19 protein-coding genes are annotated in these 18,219 nt (G+C 47.0%); 15 read left to right on the plus strand and 4 right to left on the minus strand.

Annotated elements, in window-relative coordinates; translation table 11 throughout:
- Positions 1 to 298: 298 nt before the first annotated feature.
- The 4 genes from ccoG to LSG37_RS12575 all read left to right on the plus strand — a co-directional run bounded on the left by ccoG (position 299) and on the right by LSG37_RS12575 (position 4,125).
- Positions 299 to 1,723: a cytochrome c oxidase accessory protein CcoG gene (ccoG, locus tag LSG37_RS12560; protein ID WP_233080203.1), complete on the plus strand. Its 1,425-nt coding sequence runs from the start codon at positions 299 to 301 to the stop codon at positions 1,721 to 1,723.
- A gap of 74 nt (positions 1,724 to 1,797) precedes the next feature.
- Complete coding sequence (locus LSG37_RS12565) at positions 1,798 to 2,778, plus strand: serine/threonine protein kinase (protein WP_233080204.1); 981 nt, start codon at positions 1,798 to 1,800, stop codon at positions 2,776 to 2,778.
- Positions 2,779 to 2,825: 47 nt separating this feature from the next.
- Positions 2,826 to 3,461, plus strand: coding sequence for a thiol:disulfide interchange protein DsbA/DsbL (locus LSG37_RS12570; RefSeq protein ID WP_233080205.1), 636 nt, complete (start codon positions 2,826 to 2,828; stop codon positions 3,459 to 3,461).
- Positions 3,462 to 3,477: 16 nt separating this feature from the next.
- The gene (locus LSG37_RS12575; RefSeq protein ID WP_233080206.1) at positions 3,478 to 4,125 is read left to right on the plus strand and encodes a thiol:disulfide interchange protein DsbA/DsbL; all 648 of its coding nucleotides are present in this window, start codon (positions 3,478 to 3,480) and stop codon (positions 4,123 to 4,125) included.
- A 78-nt stretch (positions 4,126 to 4,203) separates the two neighbouring features.
- Here the strand turns inward: LSG37_RS12575 and LSG37_RS12580 are convergent, their stop codons facing one another.
- Positions 4,204 to 5,688 carry a pectate lyase family protein gene (locus LSG37_RS12580; protein ID WP_233080207.1) on the minus strand — a complete coding sequence of 495 codons (1,485 nt, stop codon included), beginning with the start codon at positions 5,686 to 5,688 and terminating at the stop codon, positions 4,204 to 4,206.
- A 218-nt stretch (positions 5,689 to 5,906) separates the two neighbouring features.
- On the opposite strand from LSG37_RS12580, the gene LSG37_RS12585 reads away from it, so the two are divergent.
- Positions 5,907 to 6,341, plus strand: a complete 435-nt coding sequence (locus LSG37_RS12585; protein ID WP_233080208.1) for a hypothetical protein — start codon at positions 5,907 to 5,909, stop codon at positions 6,339 to 6,341.
- 33 nt (positions 6,342 to 6,374) lie between these two features.
- Here the strand turns inward: LSG37_RS12585 and LSG37_RS12590 are convergent, their stop codons facing one another.
- Positions 6,375 to 7,127 (minus strand): hypothetical protein, encoded by a 753-nt coding sequence (locus LSG37_RS12590; protein WP_233080209.1) that lies wholly within the window; start codon positions 7,125 to 7,127, stop codon positions 6,375 to 6,377.
- 59 nt (positions 7,128 to 7,186) lie between these two features.
- Here LSG37_RS12590 and LSG37_RS12595 point away from each other — a divergent pair, with 59 nt between their 5' ends.
- Positions 7,187 to 7,876 carry an SDR family NAD(P)-dependent oxidoreductase gene (locus tag LSG37_RS12595; RefSeq protein WP_233080210.1) on the plus strand — a complete coding sequence of 230 codons (690 nt, stop codon included), beginning with the start codon at positions 7,187 to 7,189 and terminating at the stop codon, positions 7,874 to 7,876.
- Positions 7,877 to 7,890: 14 nt separating this feature from the next.
- On the opposite strand, the gene LSG37_RS12600 is transcribed toward LSG37_RS12595, so the two are convergent.
- Entirely contained in the window at positions 7,891 to 8,634 is a 744-nt protein-coding gene (locus LSG37_RS12600; RefSeq protein ID WP_233080211.1) for an SDR family oxidoreductase, read from the minus strand.
- A gap of 118 nt (positions 8,635 to 8,752) precedes the next feature.
- On the opposite strand from LSG37_RS12600, the gene LSG37_RS12605 reads away from it, so the two are divergent.
- Positions 8,753 to 9,664 (plus strand): LysR family transcriptional regulator, encoded by a 912-nt coding sequence (locus LSG37_RS12605; protein WP_233080212.1) that lies wholly within the window; start codon positions 8,753 to 8,755, stop codon positions 9,662 to 9,664.
- A gap of 23 nt (positions 9,665 to 9,687) precedes the next feature.
- Here the strand turns inward: LSG37_RS12605 and LSG37_RS12610 are convergent, their stop codons facing one another.
- Positions 9,688 to 10,539, minus strand: coding sequence for a DUF817 domain-containing protein (locus LSG37_RS12610; RefSeq protein ID WP_233080213.1), 852 nt, complete (start codon positions 10,537 to 10,539; stop codon positions 9,688 to 9,690).
- 228 nt (positions 10,540 to 10,767) lie between these two features.
- Here LSG37_RS12610 and LSG37_RS12615 point away from each other — a divergent pair, with 228 nt between their 5' ends.
- The 8 genes from LSG37_RS12615 (at position 10,768) to LSG37_RS12650 (ending at position 18,207) form a co-directional block, all read left to right on the plus strand.
- Positions 10,768 to 12,285, plus strand: a complete 1,518-nt coding sequence (locus tag LSG37_RS12615; RefSeq protein ID WP_233080214.1) for a leucyl aminopeptidase — start codon at positions 10,768 to 10,770, stop codon at positions 12,283 to 12,285.
- Positions 12,286 to 12,454: 169 nt separating this feature from the next.
- On the plus strand, positions 12,455 to 14,533 hold the full coding sequence (locus LSG37_RS12620) for a protein-disulfide reductase DsbD family protein (RefSeq protein WP_233080215.1): 2,079 nt from the start codon (positions 12,455 to 12,457) through the stop codon (positions 14,531 to 14,533).
- Between the two features lie 16 nt (positions 14,534 to 14,549).
- The gene (locus LSG37_RS12625; RefSeq protein ID WP_233080216.1) at positions 14,550 to 15,146 is read left to right on the plus strand and encodes a thioredoxin family protein; all 597 of its coding nucleotides are present in this window, start codon (positions 14,550 to 14,552) and stop codon (positions 15,144 to 15,146) included.
- A 108-nt stretch (positions 15,147 to 15,254) separates the two neighbouring features.
- Entirely contained in the window at positions 15,255 to 16,112 is an 858-nt protein-coding gene (locus LSG37_RS12630; protein ID WP_233010909.1) for a PA4780 family RIO1-like protein kinase, read from the plus strand.
- Positions 16,113 to 16,144: 32 nt separating this feature from the next.
- The gene (locus LSG37_RS12635) at positions 16,145 to 16,690 is read left to right on the plus strand and encodes an isochorismatase family protein (RefSeq protein WP_233080217.1); all 546 of its coding nucleotides are present in this window, start codon (positions 16,145 to 16,147) and stop codon (positions 16,688 to 16,690) included.
- A 31-nt stretch (positions 16,691 to 16,721) separates the two neighbouring features.
- Positions 16,722 to 17,090: a YbaN family protein gene (locus LSG37_RS12640; RefSeq protein WP_233080218.1), complete on the plus strand. Its 369-nt coding sequence runs from the start codon at positions 16,722 to 16,724 to the stop codon at positions 17,088 to 17,090.
- Between the two features lie 88 nt (positions 17,091 to 17,178).
- Positions 17,179 to 17,730, plus strand: a complete 552-nt coding sequence (locus tag LSG37_RS12645) for a DUF7010 family protein (protein WP_233080219.1) — start codon at positions 17,179 to 17,181, stop codon at positions 17,728 to 17,730.
- Positions 17,731 to 17,973: 243 nt separating this feature from the next.
- Complete coding sequence (locus LSG37_RS12650; protein WP_127685227.1) at positions 17,974 to 18,207, plus strand: helix-turn-helix domain-containing protein; 234 nt, start codon at positions 17,974 to 17,976, stop codon at positions 18,205 to 18,207.
- The last annotated feature ends 12 nt before the right edge of the window (positions 18,208 to 18,219 follow it).

The raw sequence follows: 18,219 nt of genomic DNA on the forward strand, positions 1-18,219 counted from the left end.
AGGCTACCAAAATATGCGGCACTGTAAACAAAGTTGACACATCTAAATTGAGCTTAAGATGAAAATTCAATATGGATCATAGTGTTATATACTATTGGCCTTTGGTTCGATTATTGCAGTAACACATAGGGTTATAACAGAAAGCAGTAGAGGCCAGGCTTCAGCACCCTAAACTACTATGCCAAAAGCAGACTGGCACAGTGGTCACGGATTGGTCAAAACAAAGCTGGGCTTGTCCTGTATCAACAAGCTGCATTAAACAGCCTGCTACACTGAATACTGGGTAGCAGCACGAGGAATGGGCGTGGATAACAAGATAGATATTAAAAACATTCCGGTAGAGGTGCATCAACCCAATCCGGACAAAAAAGCCAAATACAACCCAAGAGACCGCATTTACATTCGGGCTGTGAAGGGCCTGCATCAAAGCTTAAGGCGTAATATTGGCTTTGTGTTTATGGGTCTGTTTATGTTGTTGCCATGGCTGGAATTTCATGGTCAGCAAGCTATTTTGTTTGATTTAGTTGAGCAAAGGTTTTATATCTTCGGTATGACCTTGTGGCCACAGGATTTCACTATTCTGGCTTGGATTTTTGTCATTGGCGCTTTTGCGTTGTTTTTTGTCACCACTTTTTATGGCAGGGTCTGGTGTGGTTATTTATGTCCGCAAACCGTATGGACCTTTATTTTCATGTGGTTTGAAGAAAAAATTCAGGGCACCCGTAATCAGCGCATGAAGCTGGATCGGGACCCCTGGAGCTTCAGCAAAGTGATGAAAAAAGGCCTGACCCATTTCAGCTGGCTGGCATTTTCTGTACTCACAGCATTGATTTTTGTTGGCTACTTTACCCCTGTTGATCAACTGTTTATCCAATTTTTTACACTAGAAGCCAGCTTCTGGGCTGCGGTTTCAGTCTGGTTTTTTGCTTTCTGTACTTATGGCAATGCAGGCTGGATGCGTGAAATTATGTGTACTCACATTTGCCCTTATGCCCGCTTCCAGTCGGCCATGTTTGATAAAGACACCTTTACCGTGACTTATGATGCCAAACGTGGCGAAAACCGGGGTCCACGCGCCCGTAAAGACACAGACTACAAAGCCAAAGGCTTAGGCGATTGTATCGACTGTAATTTATGTGTGCATGTTTGCCCTACCGGCATTGATATTCGTAACGGCCTGCAGTACGAGTGCATTAACTGTGGCGCCTGTATCGATGCCTGTGACGACACTATGGATAAAATGGGCTATGCCAAAGGCTTAATCAGCTACACCACAGAACATAGTCTGGAAGGCAAAACCACCAAAGTCGTGCGTGGCAAGTTAGTCGGTTACTTTATGGTACTGGTTGCTGTGTGTGCGGCCTTTGCCTGGACCTTAGTGGTGCGTAAACCTGTGGTGATGGACATAGTGCGCGACCGTGGCGCTTTGTACCGTGAAACCGACGAAGGTTTAATTGAAAACACCTACACCTTAAAAGTGATAAACAAATCGCAGCAGGAACAAACTTACCAGTTGTCTGTGCAAGGCCTCGATGACGCACAGTGGTTGGGTGAGAAAGAGCTGACTATCAAAGGTGGTGAAACTGCTAACCTGCCGATCAGTTTGTCTTTGGATCCTGTGGATGCGAAAAAACCTGTGCTGGATATTGAGTTTGTATTGCAGGATAGCGACGAGCCTGACATTCGCTTAACTCAGGGCAGCAAGTTCTTTTCCGCCCGTTAAATCAGTAAAAGCGTTAGACTAGGGAGCTTCGGCTCCCTATTTTTTTGGCAGCAGCATCGACTAAACGGAATTCCATGAGCACTTTTGACTTTTCTACTTTAAGTCCGGATTTAATGCTGGATGCCTTATTTCATTATGGCTTTGATGTCAGCTCGGGTTTATTGCAACTCAACAGCTTTGAAAACAGAGTCTGTCAGTTTAGAGATGACGATCGCAAAAGCTGGGTGGTGAAGTTTTACCGGCCAGAACGCTGGAGTTTTGAGCAACTGAATGAAGAACATCAGTTTGTTGCTGAACTGGCAGAGATTGAAGTGCCAGTGGCCGAAGCTGTGGCGCGGGATGGTCAGCAGGTGTTGTCCTATGGTGGCTTTTATTTGTCTGTGTTTCCCAGTCGTGGTGGCCGTACTTTAGAGCCGGATAACGATAATCAAATGCTGCAATTGGGGCGTTTTTTAGGCATGGTACATCAGGTAGGCGCTGCCCGGCCTTTTGTACACAGGCCAACCATAAACCATCAAACCTTTTTGCTCGACAGCCAGCAAAGCTTGTTGCAGTCGGGCTTGATTCCGCCTTCGCTGGAAAAAGATTATCAGGCGATGATGCAACAGTTATGCGATAAGGTTGGTCCTTTGTATAAGCCGGAAAAAATCCGCCGGGTGCATGGCGACTGCCATATAGGTAATTTGTTGTGGCATGACGACAGGCCTTTGTTGCTGGACTTTGACGACAGCCGTAACGGCCCTGCGGTACAGGATTTATGGTTGTTGCTAAACGGCGACAGAGTGGAGCAAACCTATCAGTTGTCGTTATTGCTGGAAGAGTATGAGCAGTACTGCGATTTTGACCATAAAGAGCTGCGTTTAATCGAACCTTTACGGGCTATGCGGATTTTGTCTTATATGGCCTGGATCGCAAAAAGGTGGAGCGATCCGGCGTTTCCGAAGAACTTTCCGTGGTTCAGCACAGACCAATATTGGCAGCAACAATTAAGGGCGCTGGATGAACAGCTGAAATTCTGTGACCAGAGCCCACTTTCTTTGATGCCCCAGTGGTAAGTTTTTGTTAGAGTAGTGGCAGTTTTATTCCAAGGAACATTTGAATAATGAAAAAGTTAACAGCGTTGTTAGTAGGTGCTTTGTTATTACCTGTTGCAGTTTTTGCTGCTCAGTTTGAAGAAGGTAAACACTACGAAGTGATTTCAGAGCAAGCCACGGCCAAGCCTGAAGTAAAAGAATTTTTCTCTTTTTATTGCCCTGCTTGTTTTGCCTATGAGCCTAAAGTGCAGGCCTTAGCTAAACAATTACCAACAGGTGCTGAACTGAAAAAAGTACATGTCGACTTTTTACAACATGCATCTCCAGAAATTCAGGTCACCTTGGCCAAAGCCTACCTGGTTGCGAAAAACCTGGGCAAAGGCGACGAGATTGCCAGCGCGCTTTTTAATCATATTCATGTAGACCGTAAAAGTTTTGCTAACGATGACGAGATCAAAGCCGTTGTTGTTGCCAATGGCATCGATGCAGACACTTACGACAAAGCGATTAAAAGCTTTACTGTAGCTGGTGGCGCCAAGCAAATGAAAAAAGAGCAAGAAGCTTTATCAGCCCGCCGTGTATTAAGCAGTGTGCCAACCTTTATCATCAACGGTAAATACAAAATTCTGAGCCAGGGTTTGAGCCGTGAAAATCAGGATGAAGAGTTTAAGCAGTTAGTTAATTTTTTACTGACTCAATCTTAATTAGAAGGCGTTCCTTATGTTGAAAAAATTACTGGTTGCCTTGGTATTTGCCCCTGTTATGGCCTTAGCTTCTGCAGCTTCCCCTGTGCAGTATCAGGAAGGTGTGCATTACGAGGTGATCGCAGAAAAAGCGACAACTAAACCAGAAGTTCTGGAGTTCTTTTCGTTTTATTGTGGGCATTGCAAAGCCTTTGAACCCTTTGCTCAGGCTTTGGATAAAAACCTGCCTACAGGTGTCAGCCTGACCAAGCACCATGTCGACTTTTTACGGGTGGCACCGCCTGAGCTACAGCAGTCTTTAGCTAAGGCTTATGTGGTAGCCAAAAATGCAGGCCAGGGCGATCGTATTTCAAATGTGATTTTCGATTATTTACATAATCAGCGCGCTACTTTCAGTTCAGAACAAGATATTCGTAACCTGTTGGTGGTGAATGATATTCCGGCTATGTTGTTTGACTCAGGCATGGTCAATCCGGAGGTCGTTGCTGAAGTCGCTGTTATGAAAAAAAGTCAGGATCACTACTCTGAAGCCAAAGTACTGCAAGGTGTACCTACACTTTTGGTCAACGGCAAGTACCTGGTGAAGTTCTCTGGTTTAAGTCAGCAAAATTTCCAGCAAGATTTAAATGCTGTAGTCACTTATCTGTTAGCGAAAAAAGACTGACAGCATCCATTCAGTACAAAGTAAAAAAACCGGCTCAGTTGATGAAGTGAGCCGGTTTTTGTTTTGTTACGCTGACGCTCAAAAACTACATTTATTCACTCCAGCATTAGCTATCACATGAGCTTTCACTTCATTAGTGGGTAATAAAGCGAAGCTGTACGGCAGATTTAATACTGCATTCGGCTGTACATTGGGTCCTGCAATCACACCCTCAGATGGCATCGCCTGCCAGGTGGTATTGCTGAACTGATTGCCTCTGGTATCCCAGTACCCCAAAGCGCTGGAATAAAACGACACTATAGGGTTAGTGGTGTTTTCAAACACATTGTTTTCAATACGGATCACCGCGCCCATTCTGCTGTTAATGCCAGTGTCCTGCACTTCGGTGTAGTAATTGTTGTAAATATGGCCCTGGCCAAAACGGAATAACGGCAGGCGTGAATTGACTCTTTGCCAGTAGTTATGGTGAAAGGTAATACGGCGGTTGAAGTTGTCAGAATCGCTGTTGCCCCATAACGAGGTTTTCCAGCTGTCGTGCAGATAGTTGTATGAAATCGTTACTTTATCTACGTCTTTTTTGCCGCTGACTAACTCGTCGTAATAGTCTTTCCCTACATCCAGGCTGTTGTAAATTTCGTTGTGATCGATCCAGATATTGCTGGCTGGCCCTTCCAGCGTAATAGCATCTTTATCCCCTGTATTGACATAACGCAGCTTTAAATTGCGCAGAATCACGTTATTGGCGCGGAAGACTTTAATGCCTATACCATCAAATAAGGCGTTGTTGCCCACCCCAATAATACTGACGTTATTCATATCTTTAATATCAAATTTACTGACGCCACCTGAGTTGGCTGTGGTAATAGTGCCATTGACTCTGATGGTTAAAGGGCGGTTTAAATCCCTGTTGGCCAAAGCGGCCTGAATTTCAGCTCCTGTGGTTGCTGTGACAGTCACCGCATTGGCACCTGCGCCTCCTGTGGTGCCTCCATCCAGCGACGCAAAACCTTGTGGGCTTGTGCTGCAGGCCGTAACTTCACCTGTTGGCGGCGGGTCAGTCGGGTCTGTAGGGTCAACTGGCTCTGTTGGATCCGTAGGGTCCGGATCTGTGCCGCCTTCTGTATTCAGATAGACTTCAAATTCGGCAATACGGGGTGCTGAGCTGGCGCTGATAATTTCCAGATTCAGCTTTTTACTGCTGATGGTGCTTAAATTCAGCACTTTATTGCCGCCAATACTGCTGCCGCTGGCCAGTTCAGCACCATTGTCGTTATTGACTAAACGCCAACTGGTGACTGCAGAACCAGTTTCTTTCAGCACCACCTGATTCAGTTGAACGGCAGAGCTCCATTTCACCGATACCCTTTGGTTTGAGTTACTGGAAGGCTGCCAGTAGCTTTGTAAGTCGTTGTCTCTGACATCTGAATAACTGATACCGCTGGCTTTACTGGAACCGTCAGCTGCGGCACCCGGGCCTGTGATCGCCAGATTGTTGGCATGCACCGCAGCACTGACGGCACAGCTTATGGCTAAAAGTGGGAATAGCAGATTTTTATGTTGCATCTATTTGTCCTCAAATTGCTGTTATTTTTTATAAGTAGTCCGGTCCTGATTCAGGTCCTGACCGGCACAGCAGAGTGTGGACCAACATTTTAGGGACAGCCATTTCACATCTGGAATTACAGCCTGATTATGGATTTGACAAATTTCATCGATTTTGTTGCGAACCATTCGCAATTGAAATAGTCTAGATGATATAAATTCTCAATTGGAATCATGGCATGGATAATTGGCAACAGATCATTGCTCAGGGCAATCAGGCTTTTAGCGAACGGCATTTGGCGGCTGCGGCGAGCTTTTACCGTCAGGCTATTTCTGATGTTTGGCCTGTCTGGTATCACTGTGCTTTTGTTTGCTGTCCGCCTGAATTAAGCCGGGAAGAAGCTTCGTTGCCCACTTTCTGTTTGTCGATTTCCATTCAGAATCTGGCGGAAACTTATGCGCAGCAACAAAGATGGCGGCGTTGTCAAACCACATTAAGGCATGGCTTAAACTGGTTTGAACAAATGCTGCAGCGTTTAGATGGTGACCATCCGGCCAGTATTGCTGTGCTGCAGGAATCCGCAAAACTCAGAGCTGAATACAAAGCGGTTTGTCAGAGATACAAAGTGTGGCAGTTGTCGCGTTTACCAGTCAGCCAGCAGTATGTGCACTAAAGCGAAAATGGCTCCAGCCAGGGGTTCAGTGATTTACAGCAGTTGCCATGTCCCTTGCCGCAGTTCAAGGCTTTGAAGTTTCTGTTCTTCCTGGCCATTGTGATGATGCAGCCGGATAAATTCTGCTTTTTCCGGACTCACCCAGCGCACATCCAGTGGGTTCCAGGGTTGTATTCTGTTGTCGTCACCGCTGAGTACCAGTTCGGCCTGTAGCTTGTGGTTACGGATCTGGTAAATCACCACCAGATTGGCGTTTTCCTTATCTGAAAGCCCCTCGGAATACACCAGTAAACGTTTGTTGTCCGGAGATAACAAAGGAAAGCCATTAATCTGGGTTTGTAAACCGGTCTGAGTATTCACCAGATACACACTGCGGCCACGGTATTCAAAAACCCAAATCACGGCCAGTTGCACAGCTGCTAAATAAGACACCAGATAAGGCTGGGTATCTTCGTCGGTTTTTTCTTTAAACACAGGGAAAGCCAAAGCTCCGGCCTTGGTTTGCAAATGCAGAAAATTGCTGTTGCGTTGTACCTCAAAAGGCACTTTGGGTAACAGATCTTCCTCCAGCTCTTCAGCGCAAGAGCGTTCAAGTTCCACTTCAAACTCACATGCCATTGCAGTCGTCGCAATAGCACTGCAAAATAGCCAAAACAGGAACGACAGCGCTGTTTTTTGCAGTAAGCTGATGTTGGGCATCAGAAGTGTTCCTCGCCTGAGTGGGATCTTCGGGTCGTCTTGTGGCTTAGTGTAGGTAAATTTGCGCTGCACTTCGTAGAATTTCATCTGAACATGCGAATAAAATAGGGTGAATGGATAAATGGTCAGTTATCAGGGAGCGGAATATGGCACAGCAACAAAAAACAGTGCTGATCACAGGTGCAAACCGGGGTATAGGTTTTGCTATTGCTAAAAGTTTGATAAAGCAAGGTGGTTTTCAAGTGCTGTTGGCGGCCAGGCAGCAAAAAGATGCGGAAGAGGCGGTGTCTTTGTTGGGGGCTGGTATAGCGCTGCGGCTGGATTTAACTGATCCCTTATTGCTGGAACAAAAAGCGCTACAAATTGAGCGTCAATATGGTCCTGTAGATGTGCTGATCAATAACGCTGCCATGCTGCATTCCACTGATGTACCGCACACTCAGGCTGAAGATTTAATCCACAGCTTGTCGGTCAATACTGTGGCACCTTTTATACTGTGCAAAGTCTTCGGGCAGTTGATGAAACAAAGGGGCTATGGCCGAATTGTTAATCTTTCATCCAGTTGGGGCAGTTTTTCCGAAGGTTTGGAAGGGCCTGCTTGTTATGCCATCAGTAAAGCGGCGCTAAATGCCGTTACTGTTAGTTGTGCCCGTGAATTTATGCCGGAAGTGAAGGTGAATGCCGCTTGTCCTGGTTGGGTTCGCACCCGTATGGGTGGAGAAGCCGCCGATTTAAGTCCGGAGCAAGGAGCGGAAACACCAGTCTGGCTGGCCACATTAGCTGAGGATGGCCCGACCGGTGCATTTTTCCGCAATAAAACTCAGATTGACTGGTAGTTGGTGGTGCAGGTTTAGAAGTCCTGCACAGTAGGGCGTAGCACTATTTCGTTAATATCTACATCCTTTGGTTGTTCTATCGCATAGGCCACAGCCCGTGCCACTGAATCCGCCGGAATAGCGATTTGATAGAAGTTACCCACAAATTCAGCACTTTGTTGATGGCTGCTGCCGTGTTTCAGTTCTGAATCTACCGCACCTGGCAAAATAGTCGTAGTGCGGATAGCTCCACCTACTTCATGGCGCAAACCTTCGCTGATGGCTCGTACCGCAAACTTAGTACCGCTGTACACTGTGCCGCCCGGGCTGAATACTTTAATACCAGCCACAGAGGAAATATTAATAAAATGGCCGGATTGTTGTTGTTCAAATACAGGCAGCGCTGCTGCAATGCCATACAACACACCTTTGATATTGATGTCGATCATTCGATCCCATTCATCAATTTTTAATTCACTGATAGGGGCAATAGACATCAGGCCTGCGTTATTCAGCATGACATCCAACTGACCAAAACGACTGACAGCCAGATCGACCAGGGCTTTTACCTCGTTGGCTTTAGTCACGTCTGTCACCAGATATGCCGCTTGTCCGCCTTTGGCTTCAATACGTGCTGTTATCTGCTGCAGTTTGTCTTCGCGACGCGCACCCAATACTACATTGGCGCCTAAGCTGGCCAGATGGTAAGCCGTGGCTTCACCTAAACCGCTGCTGGCACCTGTGATCACTACCGTTTTTCCTGCAATATTCTGACTCATGGCTATATTCCCGTTCAGGTTAAACAAAGTTAATTTCGACCTGCTCAGTATGAAGTGATAGACAAATCCAAAAAATGGAAATATTTTGATTTTTTAATTCCAATAATTGGAATAGTTAATGCTCAACAAAGTCGAATTATTGCGAATTTTTTGTACTGCGGCAGAAAGTGACAGTTTTAAAGCAGCAGCTGTGCGGCTGGGCATTTCACCTCAGGCTGTAACCAGAGCAGTGCAGCAATTGGAGCAAAGTACTGGTGAGGTGTTGTTCCATCGCAGTACCCGTCATATCCGGCTGACCCGTTTTGCTGAAGGTTTTGCGATTCAGGCGAAACATAGTCTGCAGCAATTGGATGCTTTGTTTCAGCAGCATCAGGCTGTTTCAAATAACACTATTGCCGGATTAGTGCGGGTGGCCGCTCCGAAAGTGATTCGGCCTATACTGATGCCTGTGCTGAGTGCTCTGGCACAGCAACATCCAGCTTTGCAGCTCGATTTACGTTTGTCGGATCAGATTGCGGATGTAGTGGATGAGCAAATTGATGTTGGAGTGCGGATTGGACTGATCCGGGACAACAGTTTTATTGCTCGTAAAGTATCTTCTGTGGGTCTGTTTCTGACCGCCAGCCCTTTGTTGCTGTCAAAATACCAGGTGCCGCTGGACTTAGAACAACTGGCCGAGCTGCCGACAACAGCTTTGATGGACAAAGCAACAGGCCGGGCCTGGCACTGGTATTTTCAAGAGGGCCAGCTATGGTCTCCGAAAAAAATCAGTTTTGTAGCAGATGATTCCGAAACGGAAGCCGATGCAACTCTGGCTGGTCTTGGTGTATCGCAACTGGCATCTTGTATGGCCATTCCTCATCTGCGCACTGGTGCTTTAGTTCGTTTGCTGCCCGAACTTGATCCCAAACCCTGGCCTTTGTCTGTGTACAGGCCCCAACGTGGCCCTGTACCAGACAGGGTCAGGTTAGTATTTGATGCGCTGATTACAGCACTAAGTGACAAAGAGATATTTCCTGAATCGCCTTAATGTTAAAGCAAGATGCCTTGAGTTTACTCGGGCACATGAATTCGCGCTTTCACGTACTTCAGCTGAGCCACTATGGTGAAGGTCATAATGACCAGCAGGGACCAGGAGCTCCATTTGCCAACATGCACCACAGACCAGGCGCCAAGCTGGTTTGGATAACTCCACAAGCCCATAAAAGTGCTGATGTTTTCTGCCAGCCAGATAAAAAATCCAACCAACACAAAACCAAGCAACAAGGGCATTTGCCGTTCCTTATCCAGCGGATAGTAGAACACCATAGTTCTGGCATACAAACCTAAGGTAATAGCCGCCAGATACCAGCGGTAATCACCAATATAATGATGGCTGAAGAAGTTAAGATAAATCAGAGACGCAATCAAAGCAGCCATCCAATAAGGCGGATGATGACGCACTCTTAACTCCATAAGCCGCCAGATTTGAATAATGTAACTGCCGACCGCCGCATACATAAAACCGGCAAAAAGTGGCACGCCGAACACTTTGCTGAACGCCGGATCCGGGTAGCTCCAGGACTGAATAGCACCAGAGGTTTTAAAGACTTCCAGCGCAAAACCAACGACATGAAACAAGCTGATGGCTTTGGCTTCATCCCAGGTTTCCAGTTTGGCCCAGACCATCCAGATTTGGATCAGCAAAGCCAGTAGCAACAGCAGATCATAACGGCTGACACCCGCTATACCTTCGCGTGGTACTAGCAGCACAGACAGAAAAAACAAGCCAACAAATAAGCAGGCGCGGGCCTGTTTAATACCAAAAAATAAAAACTCCCAGCAAAAGCGCTGTAGTGCCGAACTGTCTGCTGGCGCTTTAACAGACATAAGCCATTGATCGAACATATTAAGTTGCAGAGCCATCGAATAAACAATCCTTTGATGAGGGCGAATATGAAAGATGAAATCCAAAGCTCACTTGTAACATTGCTTTTGGTTTGGCTCAATTCTATGACTGATAAATTTTAGCTTCCGGTAGCTTATTCAGCTGAATTGGTCGCTTAAATTGTTCAATTTAACCGGATTTAGCTTGTTGTTCGTCGCAGCTTTGGTCACTCTCTGCTGCACTACACTTAAAAAGGAAACACCCCTATGAAAACAGTGATGACCAGTCTGGCCACTTTGCTCTTGTCCTACTCTGCTGTAGCCGCAGTTCCGGCTATTGAAATGAACCAGAAGGCTGAACTGGATGCCGATACACTGGTGCTGCTGGTCAGCCCGGAGCAACTGACTCAATCTTCTTCTGCAGTGTTGCAACACAAAGCCATACAGCACGCTATTAAAACCGCAGACTTTAAAGCCAAAAAAGCCGCTCAGCTGGATGTGCTGGCTGAAGTGGCTGGTTACAACAGAGTGGTTCTGCTCGGTACAGGTGAACCTAAAGATCTGACTGCTGCCACAAGTAACAACCTGGGGGCAGACATTGCCGCCTGGATGAAAAAAGACAAAGCCAACTCTTTTACGGTAGACACTGCTGGTCTGCAATCGGCTTTAAGCAATGCTGATTTTGCGGCTCAGTTGGCGCATGGTATTGAATTACGTTCTTACAGCTTTGACCGCTACTTCACCAAAAACAAAGCAGAAAAAGCCAAAAAGCTGGAAATACTGGTGACAGATGAACAAGCTGCAGATCGCCAGTTCAGCAAGCTGCAGGCTGTTACTCAGGGCGTGTTTTTAGCCCGAGATATGGTGAATGAACCTGCCGCAGGCTTAACACCAGAAACTTTTGCTGAGCAAGCAAAAACACTGGAAAAGTTGGGTGTCAAAGTACGGGTGCTGGATGTGCCAGCAATGGAAAAACTTGGTATGGGTGCATTATTGGCTGTGGGTAAAGGCAGTCAAAGACCTCCCCGTTTAGTGGTTGCGCACTGGCAGGGCAGTGAACAGAAGCCACTGGCCATTGTAGGCAAGGGCATTACTTTTGATACGGGCGGTTACAATCTGAAAACAGATTCCGACTCTATAGTGAGAATGACCAGCGATATGGCAGGTGCAGCAGCGGCTTTAGGCACGATCAAAGCATTGGCGCTGCAAAAAGCCCCTGTCAATGTGGTCGCTGTGATGGCAATGGCCGAGAATATGATTTCGGATAAAGCCATGTTACCAGGCGATGTGTTGAAATCTGCTGCGGGTTTAACTATTCAGGTCACCAATACCGATGCCGAGGGCCGTTTAGTCCTGGCCGATGCCCTGTGGTATGCCAATAAAGAATTCCAGCCGCGCGCTATGGTGGACATTGCTACCTTAACAGGTGCCAAAGTTGGGGCTGTAGGTACTTATTATGCCGGTTTGTTTTCAGAGCAGCAGTCGCTGGTGGATCAACTGACCTTAGCGGGTGAAAAAGTAGATGAGCCAGTCTGGCGCTTGCCTTTAGGTTCGCAGTTTGCTGATGAAATCAAAAGTGATATTGCTGATATGAAAAACACCGGCAGCAGCACTGGTGCTTCCACTGCGGCCTGGTTCTTAAAGCAATTTACCGGTGATACACCCTGGGCTCACCTGGATATCGCAGGCAATGCGTTAAGTAGAACAGATAACGAAGTGAATACCAAAGGTGCAACGGGTTATGGTGTGCGTTTACTGACGGAATGGGCTTTGCAACAGCCATAAGGCTTTTGTGATCAGCAATTCAGTATTGTTTGTCATAAATGCAGGAACATGGCCCTGTCTGTTTGCTGGCTGAGGTAGAAACCCAGCCAGCTGCGTTTGACGGCTGATCCCTGCTGCGGGAATGCCGTACACTAAAAACATCTTGGTATGCAGGTTTAAAATTTAACAGATGACTTTGTTTTTGAGACTCTTTTTCTCTGCTGTTTTACTGCTGCTGGCGGCTGGCACTGTTCAGGCTCAAACCAGTGGTTGGGTCAAGGCCAGCCATTTAAAAGCAGAGCTGGTCAGCGATCATCAGGACCTGATGCCCGGGCAGACATTTAAACTGGCGCTGCATTTTATTCCGGATGACCATTGGCATACCTATTGGCAAAACCCCGGAGATTCCGGCTTAGCCACCAGTATTGACTGGACTTTGCCCGAAGGCGTGACAGCTGACGATATCCAGTGGCCGGCTCCTATGGCAATTGCAGTACCCCCACTGGTCAATTACGGTTTTGAAGGCCCCACTATTTTAGTGTCGGAACTCACTATTCCTGCCGATTTCAAACAGTCTCAACTCCCCATCAAAGCCAAAGTGGACTGGTTGGTGTGCAAAGAAATTTGTATTCCGGCAGAGGCCAGTTTTGAGTTGAATTTACCTGTCACACAAACCGCTATTGAAGCACGTGACTACAAACAACTCTTTGAGCAAGCCAGCCAGAAGCAACCAAAGCCAGTGTCGCTGCAAGGCCGTTATGATGTGCAAAATCAGAAGTTTTCCGCTGTTGTGCAGATGCCGGAAGACTTAAAAGTATCGGCTTTTTTTGTCTCAGCACCCGAGCTGGTCGATCATGCCGCGCCACAGGAAATGGATTGGGTTGACGGCGAATTGTTATTACGCCAGCAGAAAAACACTTACTTCAGCCAGACGCCAGCCCAGTTTGAACTGGTGTTAAATACTGTGGCAGGCCCTGTATTGCTGCAGCTACAGCACGAAGGCGTGCCAGTTAGCTCAGAACTCAGTCTGGCCAGCTTCAGCCTGCTGGATTGGTTGGCAATGTTGCTGCTGGCCGCTTTGGGTGGTTTGATCCTGAACCTGATGCCGTGCGTATTCCCCGTGTTGTCATTAAAAGCTTTAAGTCTGGCCAATGGCCAGAATTCGACACCGCAGATCAAAGCTGAAGCCTTATGGTACAGCGCTGGTGTCATCATTAGTTTTGTGTTGTTAGCTGCGGTACTGTTGCTGTTCCGGACTGCAGGTCAGGCTGCTGGTTGGGGCTTCCAATTACAGAATCCGTTGATCGTAGGCCTGTTGGCTTATCTGTTGTTTATTTTAGGTTTAAGTTTATCTGGTGTGATGCAACTGGGCTCAGGCTGGATGAATTCAGGCCAGCAACTGACGCAAAAGCAAGGTCATAAAGGTTCGTTTTTTACCGGTGTGTTGGCTGTAGTAGTGGCCAGCCCTTGCACAGCGCCTTTTATGGGCACGGCTTTAGGTTATGCCGCCACTCAGCCTGCGTTGGCGGCTTTGGCTATTTTTGCTGCGTTAGGTTTGGGTATGGCGTTGCCTTTCCTGCTATTGGCCTGGTGGCCTGGTTTTGCTGCTGTGCTGCCTAAACCTGGGCTTTGGATGGAAAAGCTAAAGCAATGGCTGGCCTATCCTTTGTATTTAAGTGCGGTCTGGCTGTTGTGGGTTTATGGCCGTCAGCAAGGTTTAGATGCCTTAGCTTTGGCTTTGGTAGGGCTGGTATTAATGGGTGCGGCGTGCTGGTTGTGGGGGCAGCAGCAACTGCAACAAGCCGGTAAAGTCAGCAGTCTGATAGCCTTGTTTCTTGTGGCTGGCTCCGTGGCTTTACTCTGGTATCCACAGCCTGCGGCTCAGAAGATTACACAAACTGATCATGCCGAAGCCTGGTCAGAACAACGCTTAAAGCAACTGGTGCAGGAGGGAAAACCTGTACTGGTGAACATGACAGCCGACTGGTGTATCACTTGTTTAGTGAATGAACGTGTGGCACTCAACACAGACAGCAGCAAAGCGGCTATGGCATTGTATAACCTGACTTATTTAAAAGGCGACTGGACTAATAAAGACCCGGCCATTAGTGCCTACTTACGCCAGTTCCAGCGCGATGGTGTGCCTTTGTATGTGTTGTATTGGCCAGGACAGCCGCCGGAAATTTTACCCCAAATTTTAACGCCGGATTCATTGCGTCAGGCGTTAGAGCAATTGAGCAGTAAACAACCCTTAATTACTAGTCGATAGCCACAGGAGTTAAACCATGAAACTCAAGCTTGCTTTAAGTTTATCTGCATTATTTTTTGCAGGCACTTTGTTTGCCGCACCTCAAGTCGGTCAGGCCGCACCGGCATTCAACCTGACTGACAGCAAAGGTCAGAGCCATTCGTTAGCCGACTTTGCTGGCAAAACTGTAGTGCTGGAATGGACCAATCACGATTGTCCTTTTGTGGTTAAACATTACAGCGGCAACATGCAGGGCTTACAAAAACAGTTTGGTACTGATGATGTGGTCTGGTTGACAGTGATTTCATCAGCTCCGGGTAAACAAGGCCATGTGACTCCAGCTAAAGCGGATGAGCTGACCAGCAGCCGTAATGCAACTCCGGATGCCGTTTTATTTGATGAAACAGGTGTCACAGGTAAAGCTTATGATGCCAAAACCACACCTCATATGTATGTAATTGATAAAAAAGGTGTATTGCAATATATGGGCGGCATCGACAGCATTCCGTCAGCCAAAGTGGATGACATTGCTAAAGCCACACCCTATTTTTCTGACGCCTTAACAGCTGTATTGGCAGGTAATCCGGCCAACCCGGCAGTGACTAAGCCTTATGGTTGCAGCATTAAGTACTAATTGAACTTTCCCTCTGAAAAGCCGCCTTAATCAGCGGCTGTTTCTTTGCCTTGATAAAAATCCGGATTTACTCTTTTACCCCTGCGTTAAACAAGGTATAAGTGCGCAATGAAAACTCCAAAACGCATTCAGCCGCTGATCGACGAAGGTCTGGTGGATGAAGTACTCAGGCCACTGATGAGTGGCAAAGAAGCCTCCGTATACGTGGTACGTTGCGGGGACGATATTCGCTGCGCCAAAGTTTATAAAGACGCCAGTCAGCGCAGCTTTAAAAAAGCAGTGCAGTATCAGGAAGGGCGTAAAGTACGCAGTTCCAGACGAGCCCGGGCTATGGAAAAGGGTTCGAGCTTTGGGCGTGAACAAGCCGAAGAAAGCTGGCAAAACGCTGAAGTTGATGCTTTGTACAAACTGGCCGACGCTGGTGTACGGGTGCCTGTGCCTTATGGCTGCTTTGACGGCATTTTGCTGATGGAATTGATTTTAGATGCCGAAGGTGATGTTGCCCCTCGCCTCAATGATATTCAGCTGACCGCCGAACAAGCTCGTCGTGACCACAAAACCATGATGCAGGATATTCTGCGCATGTTGTCCGTAGGTTTAGTGCATGGCGACTTATCCGAATTTAACGTCCTACAGGACCCACAAGGTCCTGTCATTATCGACTTACCGCAAGCCGTAGACGCTGCTGCCAATAACAATGCACAGTGGATGTTGGAGCGGGATGTGAATAACATTACCCAGTATTACGCTCAGTTTGCACCTGAACTTGCCGCTACCAAATATGCCAAAGAAATCTGGGCTTTATTTGAAGCTGGTAATTTAAATCCAAATACCGAACTGACAGGCGAATTCGCTGAAGCAGAACAGGCCGCTGATGTCGGTGCTGTGCTGGATGAAATCAACGCCGCTTTTGCTGAAATGCAAGAGCGCAAAGAACGGCAACAGGCCGCCAATGAACCGGATTAACAACGCCTGATACTTCAGGTGGGGAGCAGGATATGTTGGTGAAGCAAAGTGATAGTCTGGTTCTGCTGATTGATATGCAGGAAAAACTGGCTCCTGTGATCGATCAAGGCAAAGAAGTAGAACAAGCTGCTGCCTGGGTATTACAAATTGCTGTGCAGCTTGGCGTGCCAGTGCTTGCTACCGAACAATATCCACAAGGTTTGGGTGTTACCTTGGCTGCTTTAGCTGAGTTAGTGCCTGAAGACCATGTGATGGAAAAAATCCATTTCAGCGCCTTGCGTGAACCTCTGATTGCTGAGCGTTTAAAGCTAAGTGGCAAAACGCAGTTGGTGATTATTGGCACCGAAACTCATGTGTGTGTGCTGCAAAGCGCTATGGATGCCTTAGCTGCCGGTTATCAGGTGTTTATAGTTGAGGAAGCTGTCGGCTCCCGTACTGAGCAAAACCGTCAACTGGCGTTATTGCGTTTACAGCAAGCTGGTGCACAAATTATCAGTAAAGAAATGCTAGCCTTTGAGTGGCTGGATAAAGCCGGTACAGATAACTTCCGTACCATCAGCAAAGGCTGGATCCGCTAGAGCGGTAACTCAGTAAAGCGGTAAAGTTGTTATGTTAAAGCTGCTGACAGTGTCTTTCTGGCGTTTATTGGCCTGCATTAGTTTACTGCTTGGTTTAATAGGTGTGGTGCTGCCTGGTTTACCCACAGTGCCTTTTTTATTGGTGTCTGCCTGGTCTGCAGGCAAAGGCTGGCCCCGTTTAGAACTCTGGTTATTGGCGCATCCCAGTTTTGGTCCGCCATTAAAGCGCTGGCGTGAACATGGCGCTGTACCTCGTAAAGCCAAATATATGGCGCTAGGCATGATGTCGTTGTCTGTTGTTATGTTACTGCTATCCCCTGCTCCTTTTTTGCTCAAACTGCTGTTACCACCTTTTCTTTGCTGTGTTGCTATTTGGTTGTGGCGTCGACCGGAAGTCTGATTGTTCCTTTTAAATCAACAATTTAAAATTTGACAGCTGCATCATTGCGCACTAGTTTGTTTACATAATGTTAAACAAGGAGTGTGTGATGGAACTTACTTTAAACCAGCTTCGGCAGGATTTTGAACAGCGCAGTAACAAGTCAATGTCTATGCCCTTAGCTGGCACAGTGTTTTGGTCAGTGGTGCTGGTGCTTAGCCTGCTGTTGCCTTTTAACACCGTATTGCTGGTGATGTTGTTTGGTTCAGGCGCTATTTTTCCGCTGGCATTATTGTTTGCCAAATGGCGCAACGAAGATATGTTTATGAAAGGCCATATCTTGGGCAAGCTGATGCTGACAGGTGTCATTATGGCCAACTCACTCTGGGTTTTGCATATTATTTTGCTGTTCGCTCAACCCAAACTGGTGCCTTTTAGTCTGGCTTTAGCTTTAGCCATTCACTGGCCTTTATACGGCTGGATCATCCAACACAAGCTGGGTTTACAGCATTTATTGATGCGTGCTTTTGGCCTCTTTGCTGCTTTTTTATGGTTGCCGCTGAATTCCATTACCTCTGCCGCTTTAGTCACAGTCATCTGTTATTTAATCACGCTGGTGCAAATGCAGCGCCGGGTGGTGGATGTCGGAGACGCTGCGTAGTCATGGCTGCGGGCGACCATAAAGGTCGCCCCTACAATAATTCTGATTAAAATCAATAAGTTGTAGGGGCGGGGTTTATCCCCGCCCGTCCGTCCGTTTACGTTAGATGGCTGTAAAACTGCATCTTCACCCTCTGCTCAGGTTCAGTCCTGGACTTAGTTCATCACTTGCTATACTAATTTTTTACGATAAACATAAAAAAATAGTTGATCATCATAAAATTGTCGGCTAGATTCAACTTCTATGAACATACAAATTAATCTCGATATAGAACTGGCGAAAAAGAAGATGTCGCTTACCGAGTTATCGCAACAGGTTGGGGTGTCCATGACCAATCTGTCATTGCTAAAAACCGGCAAGGTAAAGGCTATCCGCTTTAGTACGCTGGCCGCCATTTGTCAGGCTCTGAGCTGTCAGCCTGGCGATATTTTGCAATATGTTGCCGATGACTCTGCGAAAGACAAAAACGGCATTTGAGTTAAACAGGAG

Origin of the sequence: Rheinheimera soli, assembly GCF_021290985.1 — a bacterium.
Classification (GTDB): Bacteria; Pseudomonadota; Gammaproteobacteria; order Enterobacterales; family Alteromonadaceae; genus Pararheinheimera; species Pararheinheimera soli.